The following is an 18070-nucleotide window of genomic DNA, read 5'->3' as shown; positions in this document are numbered from 1 at the left end:
CGACCCACCTCTTCCCACTCGACACGATCAAGGGCGTGTCCACCGTAACATCCGGGCCGTTTGTGGTACCGCGCCGTGATCGTCGATGATGATCACGCCCCGGCCCGGGGGCCGGGATATTCGGCTTATCAGGGCGTAAACGGGTGGTGAACCCCTGCTTCCATTCATCCGATAGCCTCTGCCGACGTGCCGCCGCCCCCCGAGGCGCCCCGTCCGGAGACAGTCCGGACTTCGTTCCAAGGAGTGAGTTCGTCTGCCGACCGTCATCCTCACCGGCCTGCCGGTCCCCGGATCACCGCTCGCTGACGAGCTGCGCTCACTCGGCTTCGAGGTCCGCCCCGCCGCCGGTCCCCAGGACGCCGCCGCCGCCCTGGCCGCCGTACCCGCCGACCAGCGGGTGGCCGTCGTGGACAGCGCCTTCGTCGGGCACGTGCACGCGCTGCGCCTCGCGCTGACCGACCCGCGCTTCGACGCCTGCGCCGTCACCGGCGCGCTCGCCGTGCAGCCCGGGGCCCGCGAGGCCCTCGACAAGGCCGCCGCCGCCCCGGGTGACGGCGCGGGCCCCTACGCCGACCGGCTCGCCGCCGCCGTCGAAGCCTCGGGCACCGAAGTCCAGCGGCCCGAGCTCGGCACCCTCGTCGCCACGGTCCCCGCCACCGCGGCGGACCGGGACGCGGCCGTGGCCGCCGTCGCCGCCGTCGACGACGAGGCCGTGCGCCTGCGGACCGCCGTGAAGTCCCGCGATGGCTTCTTCACCACCTTCTTCATCAGCCCGTACTCGCGCCACATCGCCCGCTGGTGCGCGCGCCGCGGCCTGACCCCGAACCAGGTCACCACCGCCTCGCTGGTCACCGCCCTGATCGCAGCCGGCTGCGCCGCCACCGGCGAGCGCTGGGGCTACGTCGGGGCCGGGGCCTTGCTCCTCCTCTCCTTCGTCCTGGACTGCACCGACGGGCAGCTGGCCCGTTACTCGCTGCAGTACTCGACGATGGGCGCCTGGCTGGACGCGACCTTCGACCGCGCCAAGGAGTACGCCTTCTACGCGGGCCTCGCCCTCGGGGCGGCCCGCCACGGCGACGACGTATGGGCGCTCGCGCTCGGCGCGATGGTCCTGATGACCTGCCGGCACGTCGTGGACTTCTCCTTCAACGAGGCCAACCACGACGCGACGGCCAACACGAGCCCCACGGCCGCCCTCTCCGACCGGCTCGACAGCGTCGGCTGGACGGTCTGGGTCCGCCGGATGATCATTCTTCCGATCGGTGAGCGCTGGGCGATGATCGCGGTCCTGACCGCCGTCACCACCCCCCGGACCGTCTTCTACGCCCTGCTCGTCGGCTGCGCCTTCGGAGCGCTCTACACCACCGCCGGGCGGGTCCTGCGCTCCCTGACCCGCAAGGCGACCCGTACCGACCGGGCCGCCCAGGCCCTGTACGACCTCACCGACTCCGGCCCGCTCGCGGAGCTCCCGCGGCGCCTGCAGAAGGGCCGGGGGCCCGCGGCGAGCTCCGTGTGGATCACCGCACTCGCGGCCGCCGCCCTCATCGGATCCGCCCTGAGCCGGCCGTTCGGCGACCCGGTGCTGATCGCCGTCGCCGTGCTCTACGCGGTCGCCGCCGGTGAGGCCGTCTCCCGCCCCCTCAAGGGCGCCCTGGACTGGCTGATCCCGCCGCTGCTGCGGGCCGCCGAATACGTCACGGTCCTCGTGCTCGCCGCCAAGGCGGACGTCCCCGGGGCCCTTCCGGCGGCATTCGGCCTGATCGCGGCGGTCGCCTACCATCACTACGACACGGTGTACCGCATTCGCGGCGGCACCGGCGCGCCCCCGCACTGGCTGGTGCGGACGATCGGCGGCCACGAGGGCCGGGTCCTGGTGACCACGGTGCTGGCCGCCGTCCTCGCGACGCGCGCAGCGGACTTCCCCGTCGCGCTCACGGCCATGGCCGTGGCCGTGGCACTCGTGGTGCTCGTGGAGAGCATCCGCTTCTGGGTCTCCTCCGGAGCACCCGCCGTACATGACGAAGGAGAACCAGCATGATCGGCCTTGTACTCGCTGCCGGTGCCGGACGCCGTCTGCGTCCCTACACCGACACCCTGCCCAAGGCCCTCGTGCCCGTCGGCCCCGAAGGCCGGGAGGACAGCCTCACCGTCCTCGACCTGACCCTGGGCAACTTCGCCGAGGTAGGCCTCACCGAGGTCGCCATCGTCGTGGGCTACCGCAAGGAAGCCGTCTACGAGCGCCGCGAGGCCCTGGAGGCCAAGTACGGCGTCAAGATCACCCTCATCGACAACGACAAGGCCGAGGAGTGGAACAACGCCTACTCCCTGTGGTGCGCGCGTGAGGTCCTCAAGCAGGGTGTGATCCTCGCCAACGGCGACACCGTCCACCCGGTCTCCGTCGAGAAGACCCTGCTCGCCGCCCGCGGCAACGGCCAGAAGATCATCCTCGCCCTCGACACGGTCAAGAACCTGGCCGACGAGGAGATGAAGGTCGTCACCGCCACCGGCCACGCCACCAAGGGAGCCGTCCAGAAGATCACCAAGCTGATGGACCCGGCCGACGCGACGGGCGAGTACATCGGTGTCACCCTCATCGAGGCCGAGGCCGCCGAGCAGCTGGCCGAAGCCCTGAAGACCACCTTCGAGCGCGACCCCGACCTCTACTACGAGGACGGCTACCAGCAGCTCGTCAACGACGGCTTCACCATCGACGTGGCCCCCATCGGCGACGTCAAGTGGGTCGAGATCGACAACCACGACGACCTGGCCAAGGGCCGGACGATCGCATGCCAGTACTGACGAGGCTCATCCCCTCGCCCGTCGTCGTCGACATCGCCAGCGGAGCGATGGACGACCTGGCCGGCCTCCTGGCCGACCAGCGGATCTCCGCCTCCGGCAAGCTGGCGATCGCGATCAGCGGGGGCTCCGGCGTCGCGCTGCGCGCGAAGCTCGAGCCCGTGCTGCCGCACGCCGACTGGTACGCCGTCGTCGACGGCACCATCGACTCGGCGGTCAAGCTGGCCGACGACATAAAGGGCCGCCGCTACGACGCCGTGGTGGGCCTGGGCGGCGGCAAGATCATCGACGTGGCGAAGTACGCCGCGGCGCGGGTCGGGCTGCCCATGGTGGCCGTCGCCACCAACCTCTCGCACGACGGCATCTGCTCGCCGGTGTCCATCCTGGACAACGACAACGGCCGCGGCTCCTACGGCGTGCCCACGCCGATCGCCATGGTGATCGACCTCGATGTGATCAAGGAAGCCCCGGTGCGGTTCATCCGCGCCGGCATCGGCGACGCGATCTCCAACATCTCGGCCATCGCCGACTGGGAGCTGTCGCACAAGGTCACCGGCGAGCCCGTCGACGGCCTGGCCGCCGCCATGGCCCGTACGGCCGGCGAGTCCGTGCTGCGCCACCCCGGCGGCTGCGGTGACGACGAGTTCCTCACCGTGCTCTCCGAGGCCCTGGTCCTGTCCGGCATCGCCATGTCGATCAGCGGGGACTCCCGCCCGTCGTCCGGCGCCTGCCACGAGATCAGCCACGCCTTCGACCTGCTCTACCCGGGGCGCTCCGCCCTCCACGGCGAGCAGGTCGGCATCGGCGCCGCCTTCGCGATGCACCTGCGCGGGGCCGCCGAGCAGTCGGGGCTCTTCGTCGAGGTGCTGCGCCGGCACGGCCTGCCGGTGACCCCGGAGGAGATCGGCTTCAGCATCGACGAGTTCGTCACGGCCGTCGAGTACGCCCCGCAGACCCGCCCGGGACGCTTCACGATCCTGGAGCACCTCCACCTGTCCGCCGCCGAGATCAGGGACGCTTACGCCGACTATGCCAAGACCATCCGTAGCTGAACTCCGGCCCGTCGTTCACCCGGCGGGCGTGAAGGACCGGGTCAGCGGCGAGCACTGGGGCGGTCGCCTCTACATGCGCGAGATCTCCCTGCGCATCACCCGCTTCCTGGTCACCACCAAGGTCACGCCGAACCAGCTGACCTACCTGATGACGCTCGCCGGTGTCCTCGCCGCCCCCGCCCTGCTCGTGCCGGGCGTCTGGGGCGCCGTCCTCGGCGTGGTCGCGGTCCAGCTGTACCTGCTGCTCGACTGCGTCGACGGCGAGGTCGCCCGCTGGAAGAAGCAGTTCTCGCTGTCCGGCGTGTACCTGGACCGCGTCGGCGCGTACCTGTGCGACGCGGCGGTGCTGGTCGGCTTCGGCCTGCGCGCCGCCGACCTGTGGGGCGGCGGACGGATCGACTGGCTGTGGGCCTTCCTCGGCACCCTCGCGGCGCTGGGCGCGATCCTGATCAAGGCCGAGACCGACCTGGTCGGTGTCGCCCGCCACCAGGCCGGCAAGCCCGTGGTCAAGGACGCCGCCGCCGAGCCGCGCTCGTCCGGCATGGCGCTCGCCCGCCGGGCCGCCGCCGCGCTCAAGTTCCACCGCCTCGTCCTCGGCATCGAGGCGTCCCTGCTCATCCTGGTGCTGGCCATCGTGGACCAGGTCCGCGGCGACCTGTTCTACTCCCGGGTCGGCGTCGCCGTCCTCGCCGGCATCGCGCTGCTCCAGACGGTGCTGCACCTGGTGTCGATCCTGGCCTCGAGCAGGCTCAAGTGAGTGCGCCGATGCGGCTGGGCGCCGTGATCATCACCATGGGCAACCGTCCCGACGAGCTCAAGGCGCTCCTCGACTCGGTCGCCCGCCAGGACGGCGACCCCGTCGAGGTGGTCGTCGTGGGCCAGGGCGTCGAGGTCGCGGCCGTGACCGACCTGCCGCCGGGCGTCCGTACCGTCGACCTGCCCGAGAACCTGGGCATCCCGGGCGGGCGCAACGTCGGCATCGAGGCCTTCGGCCCCGGCGGCAGCGAGGTCGACGCCCTGCTGTTCCTGGACGACGACGGCCTGCTGGAGCGCACCGACACCGCCGAGCTGTGCCGGCAGGCCTTCGCGCAGGACCCGGAGCTCGGCATCATCAGCTTCCGGATCGCCGACCCCGAGACCGGTCTCACGCAGCGCCGGCACGTGCCGCGGCTGCGGGCTTCCGACCCGATGCGCTCCTCGCGGGTGACCACCTTCCTGGGCGGCGCCAACGCGGTCCGCACCAAGGTGTTCGAGCAGGTCGGACCGCTGCCGGGGGAGTTCTTCTACGCGCACGAGGAGACCGATCTCGCCTGGCGGGCGCTCGACGCGGGGTGGCTGATCGACTACCGGGCGGACATGGTGCTGCTGCATCCGACGACCGCCCCCTCCCGGCACGCGGTCTACCACCGTATGGTGGCCCGTAACCGGGTGTGGCTCGCCCGCCGCAACCTGCCCGCTCCACTGGTCCCGGTCTACCTGGGCGTCTGGCTGCTGCTGACGCTCCTGCGCAGGCCCTCGGTGCCCGCGCTCAAGGCCTGGTTCGGCGGATTCGGGGAGGGCTGGACCACTCCCTGCGGTCCCCGCCGCCCCATGAGATGGCGTACGGTCTGGCGGTTGACCCGCCTGGGCCGACCTCCCGTCATCTGACGAGCCCGCGTCTGGGACCATGGCGCGATCACGGGCTTCGCGCCACCAGCCTGATGCCCCTCATGCCGCATCTTGAAGACGAAAGTTTCAACTTGTGAGTGACACAACCCACGACGGCGCCCTCGCCACGAGCAGGCCGCCGTCCGAAGACGCGGGGCTGAGCCCCGCGGAGCTCGCCAGGAAGTACGGCCTCTCCGTCAGCGGCGCCCGGCCCGGTCTTGTCGAGTACGTGCGGCAGCTCTGGGGCCGGCGCCACTTCGTCATGGCCTTCTCGCGGGCCAGGCTGGTCGCGCAGTACAGCCAGGCGAAGCTGGGCCAGGTATGGCAGGTGGCGACCCCCCTGCTGAACGCGGCCGTCTACTGGCTGATCTTCGGCCTGATCCTCGGGGCGGGCCGGGAGATGCCGAAGGGCGTCTACGTCCCCTTCCTGATGATGGGCATCTTCGTCTTCACCTTCACCCAGAGCTCCGTGATGGCGGGTGTCCGGGCGATCTCCGGGAACCTCGGGCTGGTGCGGGCGCTGCACTTCCCGCGCGCCGCCCTCCCGGTGTCCTTCTCGCTGCAGCAGCTCCAGCAGCTGCTGTACTCGATGGTCGTCGTCTTCGTCATCGCGGTCAGCTTCGGCAACTACCCGCGCCTGTCCTGGCTGCTGGTGATCCCGACGCTGGCGCTGCAGTTCGTGTTCAACACCGGCCTCGCCATGATCTTCGCGCGGATGGGCTCCAAGACCCCCGACCTGGCGCAGCTGATGCCGTTCGTGATGCGCACGTGGATGTACGCCTCCGGCGTCATGTTCCCGATCGGGATCTACCTCAAGGACCAGCCGCAGTGGATCAGCGACGTCCTGCTGTGGAACCCGGTGGCGATCTACATGGACCTCATCCGGTTCGCGCTGATCGACGACTACGGCAGCAGCAACCTGCCCCCGCACGTCTGGCTCTTCGCCGTCGGCTGGGCCGCTGTGATCGGCCTCGGCGGGTTCGTGTACTTCTGGAAGGCTGAGGAGCGTTACGGCCGTGGCTGACAGGACCCAGGGGCGCGTCCCCACCGTGATCGCGGACGATGTCCACATCGTCTACCGCGTCAACACCGGCAGTGCCGGCAAGGGTGCCGCCACCGCGGCGCTCAGCAAGATGATCCGCCGGGGCAAGGGCGACGCACCGGGCGTGCGCCGGGTCCACGCCGTGCGCGGCGTCACCTTCACCGCGTACCGGGGCGAGGCGATCGGCCTCATCGGTTCCAACGGTTCGGGCAAGTCCACCCTGCTGCGTGCCATCGCGGGCCTGCTGCCCTGCGAGGCCGGCAAGGTCTACACCGACGGCCAGCCCTCGCTGCTGGGCGTCAACGCGGCCCTGATGAACGACCTCACCGGCGAGCGCAACATCGTCCTCGGCGGTCTGGCCATGGGCATGAGCCGCGAGCAGATCAAGGAGCGCTACCAGGGGATCGTCGACTTCTCCGGGATCAACGAGAAGGGCGACTTCATCTCGCTGCCGATGCGCACCTACTCCTCCGGCATGGCGGCGCGCCTGCGCTTTTCCATCGCGGCGGCCAAGGACCACGACGTCCTGATGATCGACGAGGCCCTGGCCACCGGTGACCGCAGTTTCCAGGTGCGTTCCGAGGACCGTATCCGCGAGCTGCGGGAGAAGGCCGGCACGGTCTTCCTCGTGAGCCACAACAACAAGTCCATCCGCGACACCTGCGACCGGGTGCTGTGGCTGGAAAAGGGCGAGCTCCTGATGGACGGGCCCACGGACGAAGTCGTCTCGGCGTACGAGAAGGCGTCCAACGGCTGACCGCCGCAACCCGTCGCCCCCGGCCGGACCGCCGAGGCCCCCGCCGCTCAGCGCGGCGGGGGCCTCGGCGTGTCGCGGCAATTCCCCCCGCTGACGGGTGGTGACATTCGGCGGCGGCATTTCGGCGGCGACATTCGGTGGCGCGGTGAATACCCCAGAGGTCTTCGAGGCGTTGTACAGCGTAAGCTGAAGCCGTCCTGAATCGCGGCAAGAGGGGACGATTCCCCGCAGGTGAACGGCCTGGCGTACCCCCGGGGAAACCCGGGCGGCGTGTCCGAAATAGGATGTATTGGGTTGGCAGTGTAGAACGGGAGATGTGACGGCAATGGCTACGGGAATTCTCCGGCCCCCAGGCGCGACGGCCGTCCCCGCCCCGGGCGGCGGGCGGTGACCCCGGGGAACGGCATCCGCTCCCGGTCCGACACGGTCCACGCACGCGCCACCCTCGGCAAGGCCGCCGCGGAGAACTTCCCCGTGGCCCCCGCCTTCCTGCCCCGCGCCTGGCGGGACGGCCTGATGGCGGTCTACGGGTACGCCCGCCTCGTCGACGACATCGGCGACGGGGACCTGGCCCCCGGCGGACGCGACGCCGTGCTCCTGGGGCTCGACCCCGCCGCGGCGGACGACCGGCTGGCCCTGCTCGACGCCTTCGAGTCCGACCTGTGGCGCGTCTTCGGCGGCAGTGACGGGCCGCCGCGCCACCCGCTGATGCAGGCCCTCCAGCCCGTCGTCCGCGCCCACCGGCTCACCCCCGAGCCGTTCCTCGGACTCATCGAGGCCAACCGCCAGGACCAGCGGGTCGCGCGCTACGAGACGTACGGGGACCTGCTCGGCTACTGCGAGCTCTCCGCCAACCCCGTGGGCCGCCTCGTGCTCTCCCTCACCGGCACCGCCACCCCCGAGCGGATCCGCCGCTCCGACGCGATCTGCACGGCCCTGCAGATCGCCGAGCACCTCCAGGACGTCGCCGAGGACCTCGGCCGCGACCGGATCTACCTGCCCGCCGAGGACATGCGGCGCTTCCACGTGGCGGAGGCAGACCTCAAGGCCGCGTCCGCGGGCGCGGCCGTACGCTCCCTGATCGCCTACGAGACCGACCGCGCACGGGAGCTGCTGAATGAAGGCACCCCCCTCGTGGGTAGCGTGCACGGCAGACTCCGGCTGCTGCTCGCGGGCTTCGTGGGAGGGGGGCGCGCCGCCCTGAGAGCCGTCACCGCCGCCGGCTTCGACGTACTGCCCGGCCCGCCCAAGCCCACCAAGAGCGGCCTGATCCGCGAGGTGGCCGCCGTCCTGCGCACTGCGCCGAGAAAGGGGTGAGCCCGACCGTGGAGGGGCCCACACACGTGTCCGCGCCGGTCCTGGCGGCGTACGGCTACTGCGAGGCCGTCACCGGATCGCAGGCGCGCAACTTCGCCTACGGCATCCGGCTGCTGCCCACCGACAAGCGGCAGGCGATGTCCGCGCTGTACGCCTTCTCCCGGCGGGTCGACGACATCGGCGACGGCGCGCTGGCGCCCGGGGCGAAGCTGGCCCGGCTGGAGGAGACCCGCGCGCTGCTCGGGCGGATCCGCGCCGAGGAGGTCGAGGAGGACGACACCGACCCCGTCGCCGTCGCGCTCGCGCACGCCGCGCGCCGCTTCCCGATCCCGCTCGGCGGCCTCGACGAACTCATCGACGGTGTCCTGATGGACGTGCGCGGCGAGAGGTACGAGACCTGGGACGACCTCAAGGCCTACTGCCGGTGCGTGGCCGGGGCCATCGGACGGCTCTCGCTCGGCGTGTTCGGCACCGCCCCGGGGGTCCCCGACTCCGGGCGCGCCCCCGAGTACGCCGACACCCTCGGCCTCGCCCTGCAACTCACCAACATCCTGAGGGACGTTCGCGAGGACGCGGCCAACGGGCGCACCTACCTGCCGGCCGAGGACCTCGCCAAGTTCGGCTGCTCCGAAGGCTTCCACGGCGAGCGGGCCCCCGTCGGCTCCGACTTCGCCGGGCTCGTCCACCACGAAGTGCGGCGCGCCCGGGCGCTGTTCGCCGAGGGCTACCGGCTGCTGCCGATGCTCGACCGGCGCAGCGGCGCCTGCGTGGCCGCCATGGCCGGCATCTACCGGCGCCTCCTCGACCGCATCGAGCGGGAGCCGGAGGCGGTCCTGCGCGGCCGCGTCTCGCTGCCGCCGCACGAGAAGGCCTACGTCGCCGTGCGGGGCCTCTCCGGCCTCGACGCCCGGACCATCTCCCGTCAGACCACCCGGAGGCGAACCTGATGCCCCCGACCACCAGGCCCCCGGCCCGGCCCTGCCCGTCCGCGGCGGGCGCGCCGCACCGGGCCGTGCGCGCCGACCGCACCGCCGCGCCCGCCGGCCCGCGCCGCGCGGGCGCGTCCACCGGCGCGTCCGGTGCCCCGGGGACGTCCCCGGGGCGGCTCCCGGCGCACGCGGCGGACCGCATCGTGCGCGGCCCCGCCCGGGCAACCACCGCGCGGACGGACGCGTCTGTCCCGGCGGGCCCCGCAGCCTGCGCGCGCGGGGCCCGGGCTCCGTACGCGCCGTGGCCCGCGCGGCAGCGGACGGCCGTTGCCGCGGACAGCGACAGGACGGGGGAGGGCGCATGAGCGACAGCGACACCCTCGGCAGCGCCCAGCGCGCCGTCGTCGTCGGCGGGGGGCTCGCCGGCGTCACCACGGCGCTCGAACTTGCCGACGCCGGGCTCCGGGTGACCCTGCTGGAGGGCCGGCCGCGGCTCGGCGGCCTCGCGTTCTCCTTCAAGCGCGGCGAACTCACCGTGGACAACGGACAGCACGTCTACCTGCGTTGCTGCACCGCCTACCGGTGGTTCCTCGACCGCGTCGACGGCGCCGCCCTCGCACCCCTGCAGGACCGGCTCGACGTACCCGTCCTCGACGTCGCCCACGCCAAGGGGCCGCGCCTGGGCCGGCTGCGACGCAGCGCCCTGCCCGTACCCCTGCACCTGGCCGGATCGCTGGCCCGCTACCCCCACCTGTCCCTCGCCGAGCGCGCGAGCGTCGGCCGTGCCGCCCTCGCGCTGCGCCGCCTCGACCCCGCCGACCCGGCCCTCGACGGCCTGGACTTCGCCACCTGGCTCGGCCGCTACGGCCAGTCCGCCCGGACCATCGAGGCCCTGTGGGACCTCGTCGGCATCGCGACGCTCAACGCCACCGCCGAGCACTCCTCCCTCGGCCTGGCCGCCATGGTCTTCAAGACCGGCCTGCTCTCCGAGAACGGCGCCGCCGACATCGGCTGGGCCCGCGTCCCCCTCGGCGACCTGCACGACACGCTCGCCCGCAAGGCGCTCGACGCGGCCGGCGTACGGACCGAGCTGCGCACCCGGGTCAACGCCATCTCCCGTACCCCCGAGGGGAACTGGCGGGTCGACACCGACGACGCGTCCCTCGAGGCGGGCACCGTCGTCCTCGCCGTCCCGCAGCGCGAGGCGCACGGGCTGCTCCCGGCCGGGGCGCTCGCCGACCCCGACAAGCTGCTGGACATCGGTACCGCGCCGATCCTCAACGTCCACGTCGTCTACGACCGCAAGGTGCTCAAGCAGCCCTTCTTCGCGGCGCTCGGCTCCCCGGTGCAGTGGGTCTTCGACCGCACCGACTCCTCCGGGCTCCCCGACGGAGGCCAGTACCTGGCCCTGTCCCAGTCCGTCGCGCAGGACGACATCGACGAGCCCGTCTCCGTCCTGCGTGCCAAATACCTGCCCGAGCTGGAGCGCCTGCTGCCCGCCGCACGCGGCGCCAAGGTCAGGGACTTCTTCGTCACCCGGGAGCGGACGGCCACCTTCGCCCCCACACCCGGCGTCGGCCGGCTGCGCCCCGGGGCGCGGACCGACACGCCGGGGCTGTACCTGGCCGGTGCGTGGACTGCCACCGGCTGGCCCGCGACCATGGAGAGCGCCGTCCGCAGCGGACTGAGCGCGGCGCACGCCGCACTCGCCGCGCTCGGCCGCCCCCGCGAACACCCTCTGCAGGAGGCGGCATGACGACCACCATCACCACCAGCACGACCGGCACAGCACGTACAGGAAACAGAGGAGAGCCAGTGAACCCGGGGAATCCGGCTGTCGAGAACACGGGTGCCAGTGTGGGCGCAGCCGGCGGGGGAGTGGAGAAGGCCGACACGCTCGCCCTCCTGGAGCGGGGCCGCACGCTGTCGACGCCCGCGCTCCGCGCCGCCGTGGACCGGCTCGCCGCGCCCATGGACACCGTCGCCGCCTACCACTTCGGCTGGATCGACGCCCAGGGCAACATTGCGGACGGGGACGGCGGCAAGGCCGTCCGGCCCGCCCTCGCACTGCTCTCCGCCGAGGCCGCGGGCGCCGGCGCGGAGGTCGGCATCCCGGGCGCCGTCGCGGTCGAGCTCGTGCACAACTTCTCGCTGCTGCACGACGACCTGATGGACGGCGACGAGCAGCGCCGCCACCGCGACACGGTGTGGAAGGTGCACGGACCGGCCCTGGCGATCCTGGTCGGCGACGCGCTGTTCGCCCTCGCCAACGAGGTGCTGCTGGAGCTCGGCACCGTCGAGGCGGGCCGCGCCGCACGCCGGCTCACCACGGCCAGCCGCAAGCTCATCGACGGCCAGGCCCAGGACATCTCCTACGAGCACCGCGAGCGCGTCAGCGTCGAGGAATGCCTGGAGATGGAGGGCAACAAGACGGGCGCGCTGCTCGCCTGCGCGGTCTCCATCGGCGCCGTCCTCGGCGGAGCCGACGACCGCACGGCCGACAAGCTCGAGGAGTACGGCTACCACCTGGGCCTGGCCTTCCAGGCCGTGGACGACCTGCTCGGCATCTGGGGCGACCCGGAGTCCACCGGCAAGCAGACCTGGAGCGACCTGCGCCAGCGCAAGAAGTCCCTGCCGGTCGTCGCCGCCCTCGCCGCCGAGGGGCCCGCCGCCCGGGAACTCGCCCAGCTGCTCGCCGCCGACGCCAAGAGCAACGACTTCGAGAACTTCTCGGAGGAGGAGTTCGCGGCCCGCGCGGCGCTCATCGAGGCGGCCGGCGGACGCCAGTGGACCGCCGACGAGGCGCGCCGCCAGCACGCGGTGGCGATCAGGGCCCTGGACGACGTCGACATGCCGCAGCGGGTGCGCGACCAGCTGGTGGCCCTCGCCGACTTCGTCGTCGTGCGCAAGAGGTGAACGCCGCGCGGAAGCGGATATGACTCGCGAGTCGCCGGCCGACGGCGCCACCCCCGACTGAGGGGGCGCGCGTCGGCCGACGGCAGACCCCAGCACAGCAGAGGACAGACTGCACGAAGGGGAAGCCATGACAGCGACGACCGACGGCAGCGCCGAGGGCGCTGCCGCGGGCAGCGAAACCATCCAGGGGGCCGCGCCGGGCCCCAGGGCGGGCAGCGCCCCCGAACCGGGACCCCCGGCCGGCCCGGCGGTCGCCTACGGCCTGGCCGGCCCGCCCGCCGGGACCGGCGTGACGGGTACGGGCACGGGTACGGGGGCCGGAGCAGGGGGCGGCCCGGCACGGCCCGCGGTCGCCGGCCGCGCGGGCACGGCGCCGCCCCGGGCGGAGCCGGGCGCCGGCCGCGGGCCCACCGCGGACCTGCCCGCACCGCACGACGGCAGCGGGCGGCAGGAGGTGCACGAGGCCGCCGCGCGGGCGATCCGCCACCTGCTCGCCCGCCAGGACGCCGACGGGTGGTGGAAGGGCGACCTGGAGACCAACGTCACCATGGATGCCGAGGACCTGCTGCTGCGGCAGTTCCTCGGGATCCGGGACGAGGCCACCACCCGCGCCGCCGCCCTCTTCATCCGCGGCGAGCAGCGGGACGACGGCACCTGGGCCACCTTCCACGGCGGACCGCCCGAACTGTCCGCCACCATCGAGGCGTACGTGGCCCTGCGCCTGGCCGGCGACGCGCCGGACGCCCCGCACATGGTCCGCGCGTCGGCCTGGATCCGGGCCCACGGCGGGATCGCCGCCGCCCGGGTCTTCACCCGCATCTGGCTGGCCCTCTTCGGCTGGTGGAAGTGGGACCACCTGCCCGAACTCCCGCCCGAGCTGGTGTTCCTGCCGCCCTGGGTGCCCCTGAACATCTACGACTTCGGCTGCTGGGCCCGCCAGACCATCGTCCCCCTCACGATCGTCTCCGCGCTGCGCCCGGTCCGCCCGGCCCCCTTCGCCCTGGACGAGCTGCACACCGACGCCCGGGTGCCCAACCCCGCCAAGCGGCCCGCTCCGCTGGCCAGTTGGGACGGAGCCTTCCAGCGGATGGACAAGGCCCTGCACGTCTACCGGCGGTTCGCCCCGCGCCGGCTCCGCAAGGCGGCCATGGCCGCCGCCGCCCGCTGGATCATCGAACGCCAGGAGAACGACGGCTGCTGGGGCGGCATCCAGCCGCCCGCCGTGTACTCGGTCATCGCCCTGCACCTGCTCGGCTACGACCTCGGCCATCCGGTGATGCGCGCCGGACTGGAGTCCCTCGACCGGTTCGCGGTGTGGCGCGAGGACGGCGCCCGGATGATCGAGGCCTGCCAGTCCCCTGTCTGGGACACCTGCCTCGCCGCGATCGCCCTGGCCGACGCGGGTCTGCGCCCCGACCACCCGGCGCTGGTCAAGGCCGCCGACTGGATGCTCGGCGAGGAGATCGCGCGCACCGGGGACTGGGCGGTACGGCGGCCCGGACTCGCCCCCGGAGGCTGGGCCTTCGAGTTCCACAACGACACCTACCCCGACATCGACGACACGGCCGAGGTCGTCCTCGCGCTGCGCCGCATCCGGCACCCCGACCCGGCCCGGGTCGAGGCGGCCATCGCCCGCGGGGTGTCCTGGAACCTCGGCATGCAGTCGAAGAACGGCGCGTGGGCGGCCTTCGACGCCGACAACACGAGTCCCTTCCCGAACCGGCTGCCCTTCTGCGACTTCGGCGAGGTCATCGACCCGCCCTCCGCCGACGTCACCGCCCACGTCGTGGAGATGCTCGCCTTCGAGGGCCGGGCGGGCGACGCGCGCACCCGGCGCGGCATCGCCTGGCTGCTCGCCGAACAGGAGCCCGACGGTCCCTGGTTCGGCCGCTGGGGCACCAACTACGTCTACGGCACCGGGTCGGTGGTCCCGGCCCTCACCGCGGCCGGCATCGCCCCGGCGCATCCCGCCATCCTGCGGGCGGTGCACTGGCTGGAATCCGTCCAGAACGAGGACGGCGGGTGGGGCGAGGACCAGCGCTCCTACAAGGACCGGTCGTGGGCCGGGAAGGGCGCCTCCACCCCCTCGCAGACGGCGTGGGCACTGATGGCCCTGCTGTCGGCGGGCGAGCGGGACGGCAAGGCCGTCGAGCGGGGCATCGGCTACCTGGTGCGGACCCAGGAGGAGGACGGCTCCTGGGACGAGCCCTACTTCACGGGCACCGGCTTCCCCTGGGACTTCTCGATCAACTACCACCTGTACCGGCAGGTGTTCCCGCTCACGGCTCTCGGCCGCTACCTGCACGGGGAACCGTTCCCGCCCGCCGGGGGATCCTGATGTCCGCCGCCCGGGGGGACGCGGCCGCCCGCCCCGACCCGCTGCTGGTGGCCTGCGCGCTGCGCATCGAGCAGGCCGCGCTGCGCAGCGCGGGCCGCGGGGACCACGCCCTGCTCCGGACCGGCATGGGCCCGCGCGCCGCCGAGCGGTCCGTCGGCCGGGCCCTGGAGCGGCCGGGCATGGAGCGGGCCGCGGTCCTGGCGACCGGGTTCTGCGCGGGGCTGGTTCCCGGCATGCACCCGGGCGACCTGGTCGTCGCCGAGGAGACCCGGGACCCGCACGGGGTGGTCGCCTGTACCGGGACCGCCCTGCTCGCCGAGGCACTGGCCCGGGCCGCCCCCGGCCGGACCGTGCACACCGGCGCACTGACCGGATCCGACCACGTCGTCCGCGGCCAGGAGCGTGCGCAGCTGCGCGCCACCGGCGCCATCGCGGTCGACATGGAGTCCGCGGCCACCCTGTGGGCCGCCACCCGCAGCGACCGCCGCTCCCCGCCGGGCGGACGCCCCGTTGCGGCCGTCCGGGTGATCGTGGACGCTCCGGAGCATGAGCTCGTCCGTATCGGCACGGTCCGCGGTGGAATATCGGCCTTCCGCGTACTGCGTGCCGTACTGCCCGCGTTTTATGACTGGCACCGTTCTTCGCTGCTCCCCAGGAGGTGAGCCAGATGGCCATGCCGCTGCGCCAGACCATCAGGGTCGGGACGTATCTGCTCGAACAAAAGCTCCGCAAGCGTGAGAAGTTCCCGCTGATCGTCGAGCTGGAACCGCTGTACGCCTGCAACCTGGCGTGTGAGGGGTGTGGAAAGATCCAGCACCCGGCCGGGGTGCTCAAGCAGCGCATGCCCGTCGCCCAGGCGGTCGGAGCCGTGCTGGAGTCGGGCGCGCCCATGGTGTCCATCGCGGGCGGCGAGCCCTTGATGCACCCCCAGATCCACGAGATCGTGCGCCAGTTGGTGGCAAAACGGAAGTATGTATTCCTTTGCACCAATGCGATGCTCCTGCGCAAGAAGATCGAAAAGTTCACCCCGTCCCCGTATTTCGCCTTCGCCGTGCACATCGACGGACTGCGCGAACGGCACGACGAGTCGGTGGCCAAGGAAGGCGTCTTCGACGAGGCCGTCGCGGCCATCAAGGAGGCGAAGAGGCGCGGCTTCCGGGTGACCACCAACTCCACCTTCTTCAACACGGACACCCCGCAGACGATCATCGAGGTGCTCAACTACCTCAATGACGACCTCCAGGTGGACGAGATGATGATCTCGCCCGCCTACGCCTACGAAAAGGCCCCCGACCAGGAGCACTTCCTGGGCGTGGAACAGACCCGGGAACTCTTCAGGAAGGCCTTCGCCGGCGGGAACCGCAGGCGCTGGCGCCTCAACCACTCGCCGCTCTTCCTGGATTTCCTTGAAGGAAAGGCCGATTTCCCCTGCACGGCCTGGGCCATTCCGAATTACTCCCTCTTCGGCTGGCAGCGCCCCTGCTACCTGATGAGCGACGGCTACGTGCCGACGTACCGGGAGCTGATCAACGACACCGACTGGAGCAAGTACGGCCGCGGGAAGGACCCGCGCTGCGCGAACTGCATGGCGCACTGCGGATACGAGCCCACCGCCGTCCTCGCCACCATGGGCTCCCTCAAGGAGTCCCTGCGCGCGGCCCGGGAGACGATCGGCGGGAACCGGGAGTCCTCGCGAGGGCCGGCGTGACCGGACGGCCGCCGCAGGAGGCCGGCCGGGGCAAGGGCTTCGACCTCGGCGCCCTGCTGGCCGAGCGCGGCGGGGAGCGGTACGAGCTGCACGCCAGGCACCTCAACCACCAACTGCCCCGGATGCTGCACACCATCGGCTTCGACAAGGTGTACGAGCGGGCCGAGGGCGCCCACTTCTGGGACGACGAGGGCAACGACTACCTCGACATGCTGGCCGGGTTCGGGGTGATGGGACTGGGCCGGCACCACCCGGTGGTCCGCCGCGCCCTGCACGACGTCCTGGACGCCCAGCTCGCCGACCTCACCCGCTTCGACTGCCAGCCGCTGCCCGGGCTGCTGGCCGAGAAGCTGCTGTCGTACAGCCCGCACCTGGACCGGGTCTTCTTCGGCAACAGCGGCACCGAGGCGGTGGAGACCGCCCTGAAATTCGCCCGGTACGCCACCGGACGGCCCAGGATCCTCTACTGCGACCACGCCTTCCACGGGCTCACCACCGGGTCGCTCTCGGTGAACGGGGAAGGCGGCTTCCGGGACGGCTTCGCGCCGCTGCTGCCCGACACCAAGATCGCTCTCGGGGACCTGGACGCCCTGGAGCGGGAGCTGCGCACCGGGGACGTGGCGGCCTTCGTCGTCGAGCCCATCCAGGGCAAGGGGGTGATCGCCGCCCCGCCCGGGTTCCTGCTCGCCGCGCAGGAGCTGCTGCGCCGCCACAAGGCGCTGCTGATCGCGGACGAGGTGCAGACCGGTCTCGGACGGACCGGGGACTTCTACGCGTACCAGCACGAGCCGGGCGTGGAGCCGGACCTCGTGTGCGTGGCCAAGGCGCTCTCGGGCGGCTACGTACCGGTCGGCGCGACCCTCGGCAAGGACTGGATCTTCAAGAAGGTCTACTCGTCCATGGACCGGGTCCTCGTGCACTCCGCGAGCTTCGGCTCCAACGCCCAGGCGATGGCGGCCGGACTGGCCGTGCTGTCGGTCATGGAGGACGAGGAGGTCGTCGCCAACGCCCGGGCCATGGGCGACCTGCTGCGCGGGCGGCTCGCCGCCCTGGTGGACGCGTACGAGCTGCTGCACGAGGTGCGGGGGCGCGGGCTGATGATCGGCATCGAGTTCGGCCGGCCGTCCTCGCTGGGGCTGCGCAGCCGGTGGACCGTGCTCCAGGCCGCCCGCAAGGGGCTCTTCGCCCAGATGGTCGTGGTGCCCCTGCTGCAGAAGCACCGGATCCTCACCCAGGTGTCCGGGGACCACCTGGAAGTGATCAAGCTCATCCCGCCGCTGATCGTGGACGAGCAGGACGTCGACCGGTTCGTCGGAGCCTTCCGCGAGGTCATGGACGAGGCGCACGGCGGCTCGGGGCTGATGTGGGAGTTCGGCAGGACCCTGGTGAAGCAGGCCGTCGGCAACCGGTGACGGCCTGCTCCGGCAGGGGCGCGACGCGTGGGCGCCCACGTCCGGGCGCCACACGCCCGGGCGTCACACGAGGAGCTGCCCCCGGAGCCGGTCGAGGGTCTCGGGCGCGAGCCCGAGACCCGCCCCCTGGGGGGCCCCGCCGCCGCCCCCCCACGC

15 protein-coding genes are annotated in these 18070 nt (G+C 72.4%); all 15 read left to right on the top strand.

Going from position 1 to position 18070, the window contains the following annotated elements; genetic code table 11:
- Positions 1-406 precede the first annotated feature (406 nt).
- Positions 407-2038 (top strand): DUF5941 domain-containing protein, encoded by a 1632-nt coding sequence (locus AB0D44_RS21655; protein ID WP_362593386.1) that lies wholly within the window; start codon positions 407-409, stop codon positions 2036-2038.
- Positions 2035-2799 (top strand): phosphocholine cytidylyltransferase family protein, encoded by a 765-nt coding sequence (locus tag AB0D44_RS21650; protein ID WP_362593383.1) that lies wholly within the window; start codon positions 2035-2037, stop codon positions 2797-2799. Before AB0D44_RS21655 ends, AB0D44_RS21650 begins: the two co-directional genes overlap by 4 nt.
- Positions 2787-3848 carry an iron-containing alcohol dehydrogenase family protein gene (locus AB0D44_RS21645; protein ID WP_362593380.1) on the top strand — a complete coding sequence of 354 codons (1062 nt, stop codon included), beginning with the start codon at positions 2787-2789 and terminating at the stop codon, positions 3846-3848. Before AB0D44_RS21650 ends, AB0D44_RS21645 begins: the two co-directional genes overlap by 13 nt.
- Positions 3826-4605 carry a CDP-alcohol phosphatidyltransferase family protein gene (locus AB0D44_RS21640; protein WP_362593377.1) on the top strand — a complete coding sequence of 260 codons (780 nt, stop codon included), beginning with the start codon at positions 3826-3828 and terminating at the stop codon, positions 4603-4605. The genes AB0D44_RS21645 and AB0D44_RS21640 overlap by 23 nt, the downstream gene beginning before the upstream one ends.
- Positions 4602-5495, top strand: coding sequence for a glycosyltransferase (locus AB0D44_RS21635; RefSeq protein ID WP_362593374.1), 894 nt, complete (start codon positions 4602-4604; stop codon positions 5493-5495). The genes AB0D44_RS21640 and AB0D44_RS21635 overlap by 4 nt, the downstream gene beginning before the upstream one ends.
- A 94-nt stretch (positions 5496-5589) precedes the next feature.
- Positions 5590-6519, top strand: a complete 930-nt coding sequence (locus AB0D44_RS21630) for an ABC transporter permease (RefSeq protein ID WP_362593372.1) — start codon at positions 5590-5592, stop codon at positions 6517-6519.
- Positions 6512-7294, top strand: coding sequence for an ABC transporter ATP-binding protein (locus AB0D44_RS21625; RefSeq protein WP_362593369.1), 783 nt, complete (start codon positions 6512-6514; stop codon positions 7292-7294). The genes AB0D44_RS21630 and AB0D44_RS21625 overlap by 8 nt, the downstream gene beginning before the upstream one ends.
- Before the next feature lie 387 nt (positions 7295-7681).
- Positions 7682-8611: a squalene synthase HpnC gene (hpnC, locus tag AB0D44_RS21620; protein ID WP_362593366.1), complete on the top strand. Its 930-nt coding sequence runs from the start codon at positions 7682-7684 to the stop codon at positions 8609-8611.
- A gap of 8 nt (positions 8612-8619) precedes the next feature.
- Positions 8620-9558, top strand: coding sequence for a presqualene diphosphate synthase HpnD (gene hpnD / locus AB0D44_RS21615; protein ID WP_362593363.1), 939 nt, complete (start codon positions 8620-8622; stop codon positions 9556-9558).
- A 343-nt stretch (positions 9559-9901) separates the two neighbouring features.
- Entirely contained in the window at positions 9902-11296 is a 1395-nt protein-coding gene (gene hpnE, locus AB0D44_RS21610; protein ID WP_362593360.1) for a hydroxysqualene dehydroxylase HpnE, read from the top strand.
- On the top strand, positions 11293-12456 hold the full coding sequence (locus tag AB0D44_RS21605) for a polyprenyl synthetase family protein (protein ID WP_362593357.1): 1164 nt from the start codon (positions 11293-11295) through the stop codon (positions 12454-12456). The genes hpnE and AB0D44_RS21605 overlap by 4 nt, the downstream gene beginning before the upstream one ends.
- Before the next feature lie 127 nt (positions 12457-12583).
- Positions 12584-14794, top strand: a complete 2211-nt coding sequence (gene shc, locus AB0D44_RS21600; RefSeq protein WP_362593354.1) for a squalene--hopene cyclase — start codon at positions 12584-12586, stop codon at positions 14792-14794.
- On the top strand, positions 14794-15456 hold the full coding sequence (locus AB0D44_RS21595) for a 1-hydroxy-2-methyl-2-butenyl 4-diphosphate reductase (protein ID WP_362593352.1): 663 nt from the start codon (positions 14794-14796) through the stop codon (positions 15454-15456). The genes shc and AB0D44_RS21595 overlap by 1 nt, the downstream gene beginning before the upstream one ends.
- 5 nt (positions 15457-15461) lie before the next feature.
- Entirely contained in the window at positions 15462-16502 is a 1041-nt protein-coding gene (gene hpnH / locus AB0D44_RS21590; RefSeq protein WP_362593350.1) for an adenosyl-hopene transferase HpnH, read from the top strand.
- Positions 16499-17914, top strand: a complete 1416-nt coding sequence (locus AB0D44_RS21585) for an aspartate aminotransferase family protein (protein ID WP_362593348.1) — start codon at positions 16499-16501, stop codon at positions 17912-17914. The genes hpnH and AB0D44_RS21585 overlap by 4 nt, the downstream gene beginning before the upstream one ends.
- Positions 17915-18070 lie beyond the last annotated feature (156 nt).

This window comes from Streptomyces sp. NPDC048349, assembly GCF_040651925.1.
GTDB lineage: Bacteria > Actinomycetota > Actinomycetes > Streptomycetales > Streptomycetaceae > Streptomyces.
This window is presented reverse-complemented; position numbering and strand designations above follow the sequence as displayed.

Excerpts from the sequence above, each read along its gene's own strand:
- AB0D44_RS21650 (WP_362593383.1), top strand. The coding sequence starts at position 2,035 with ATGATCGGCCTTGTACTCGCTGCCGGTGCCGGACGCCGTCTGCGTCCC.
- AB0D44_RS21645 (WP_362593380.1), top strand. The coding sequence starts at position 2,787 with ATGCCAGTACTGACGAGGCTCATCCCCTCGCCCGTCGTCGTCGACATC.
- AB0D44_RS21640 (WP_362593377.1), top strand. The coding sequence starts at position 3,826 with ATGCCAAGACCATCCGTAGCTGAACTCCGGCCCGTCGTTCACCCGGCG.
- hpnE (WP_362593360.1), top strand. The coding sequence starts at position 9,902 with ATGAGCGACAGCGACACCCTCGGCAGCGCCCAGCGCGCCGTCGTCGTC.
- AB0D44_RS21605 (WP_362593357.1), top strand. The coding sequence starts at position 11,293 with ATGACGACCACCATCACCACCAGCACGACCGGCACAGCACGTACAGGA.
- shc (WP_362593354.1), top strand. The coding sequence starts at position 12,584 with ATGACAGCGACGACCGACGGCAGCGCCGAGGGCGCTGCCGCGGGCAGC.
- AB0D44_RS21595 (WP_362593352.1), top strand. The coding sequence starts at position 14,794 with ATGTCCGCCGCCCGGGGGGACGCGGCCGCCCGCCCCGACCCGCTGCTG.
- hpnH (WP_362593350.1), top strand. The coding sequence starts at position 15,462 with ATGGCCATGCCGCTGCGCCAGACCATCAGGGTCGGGACGTATCTGCTC.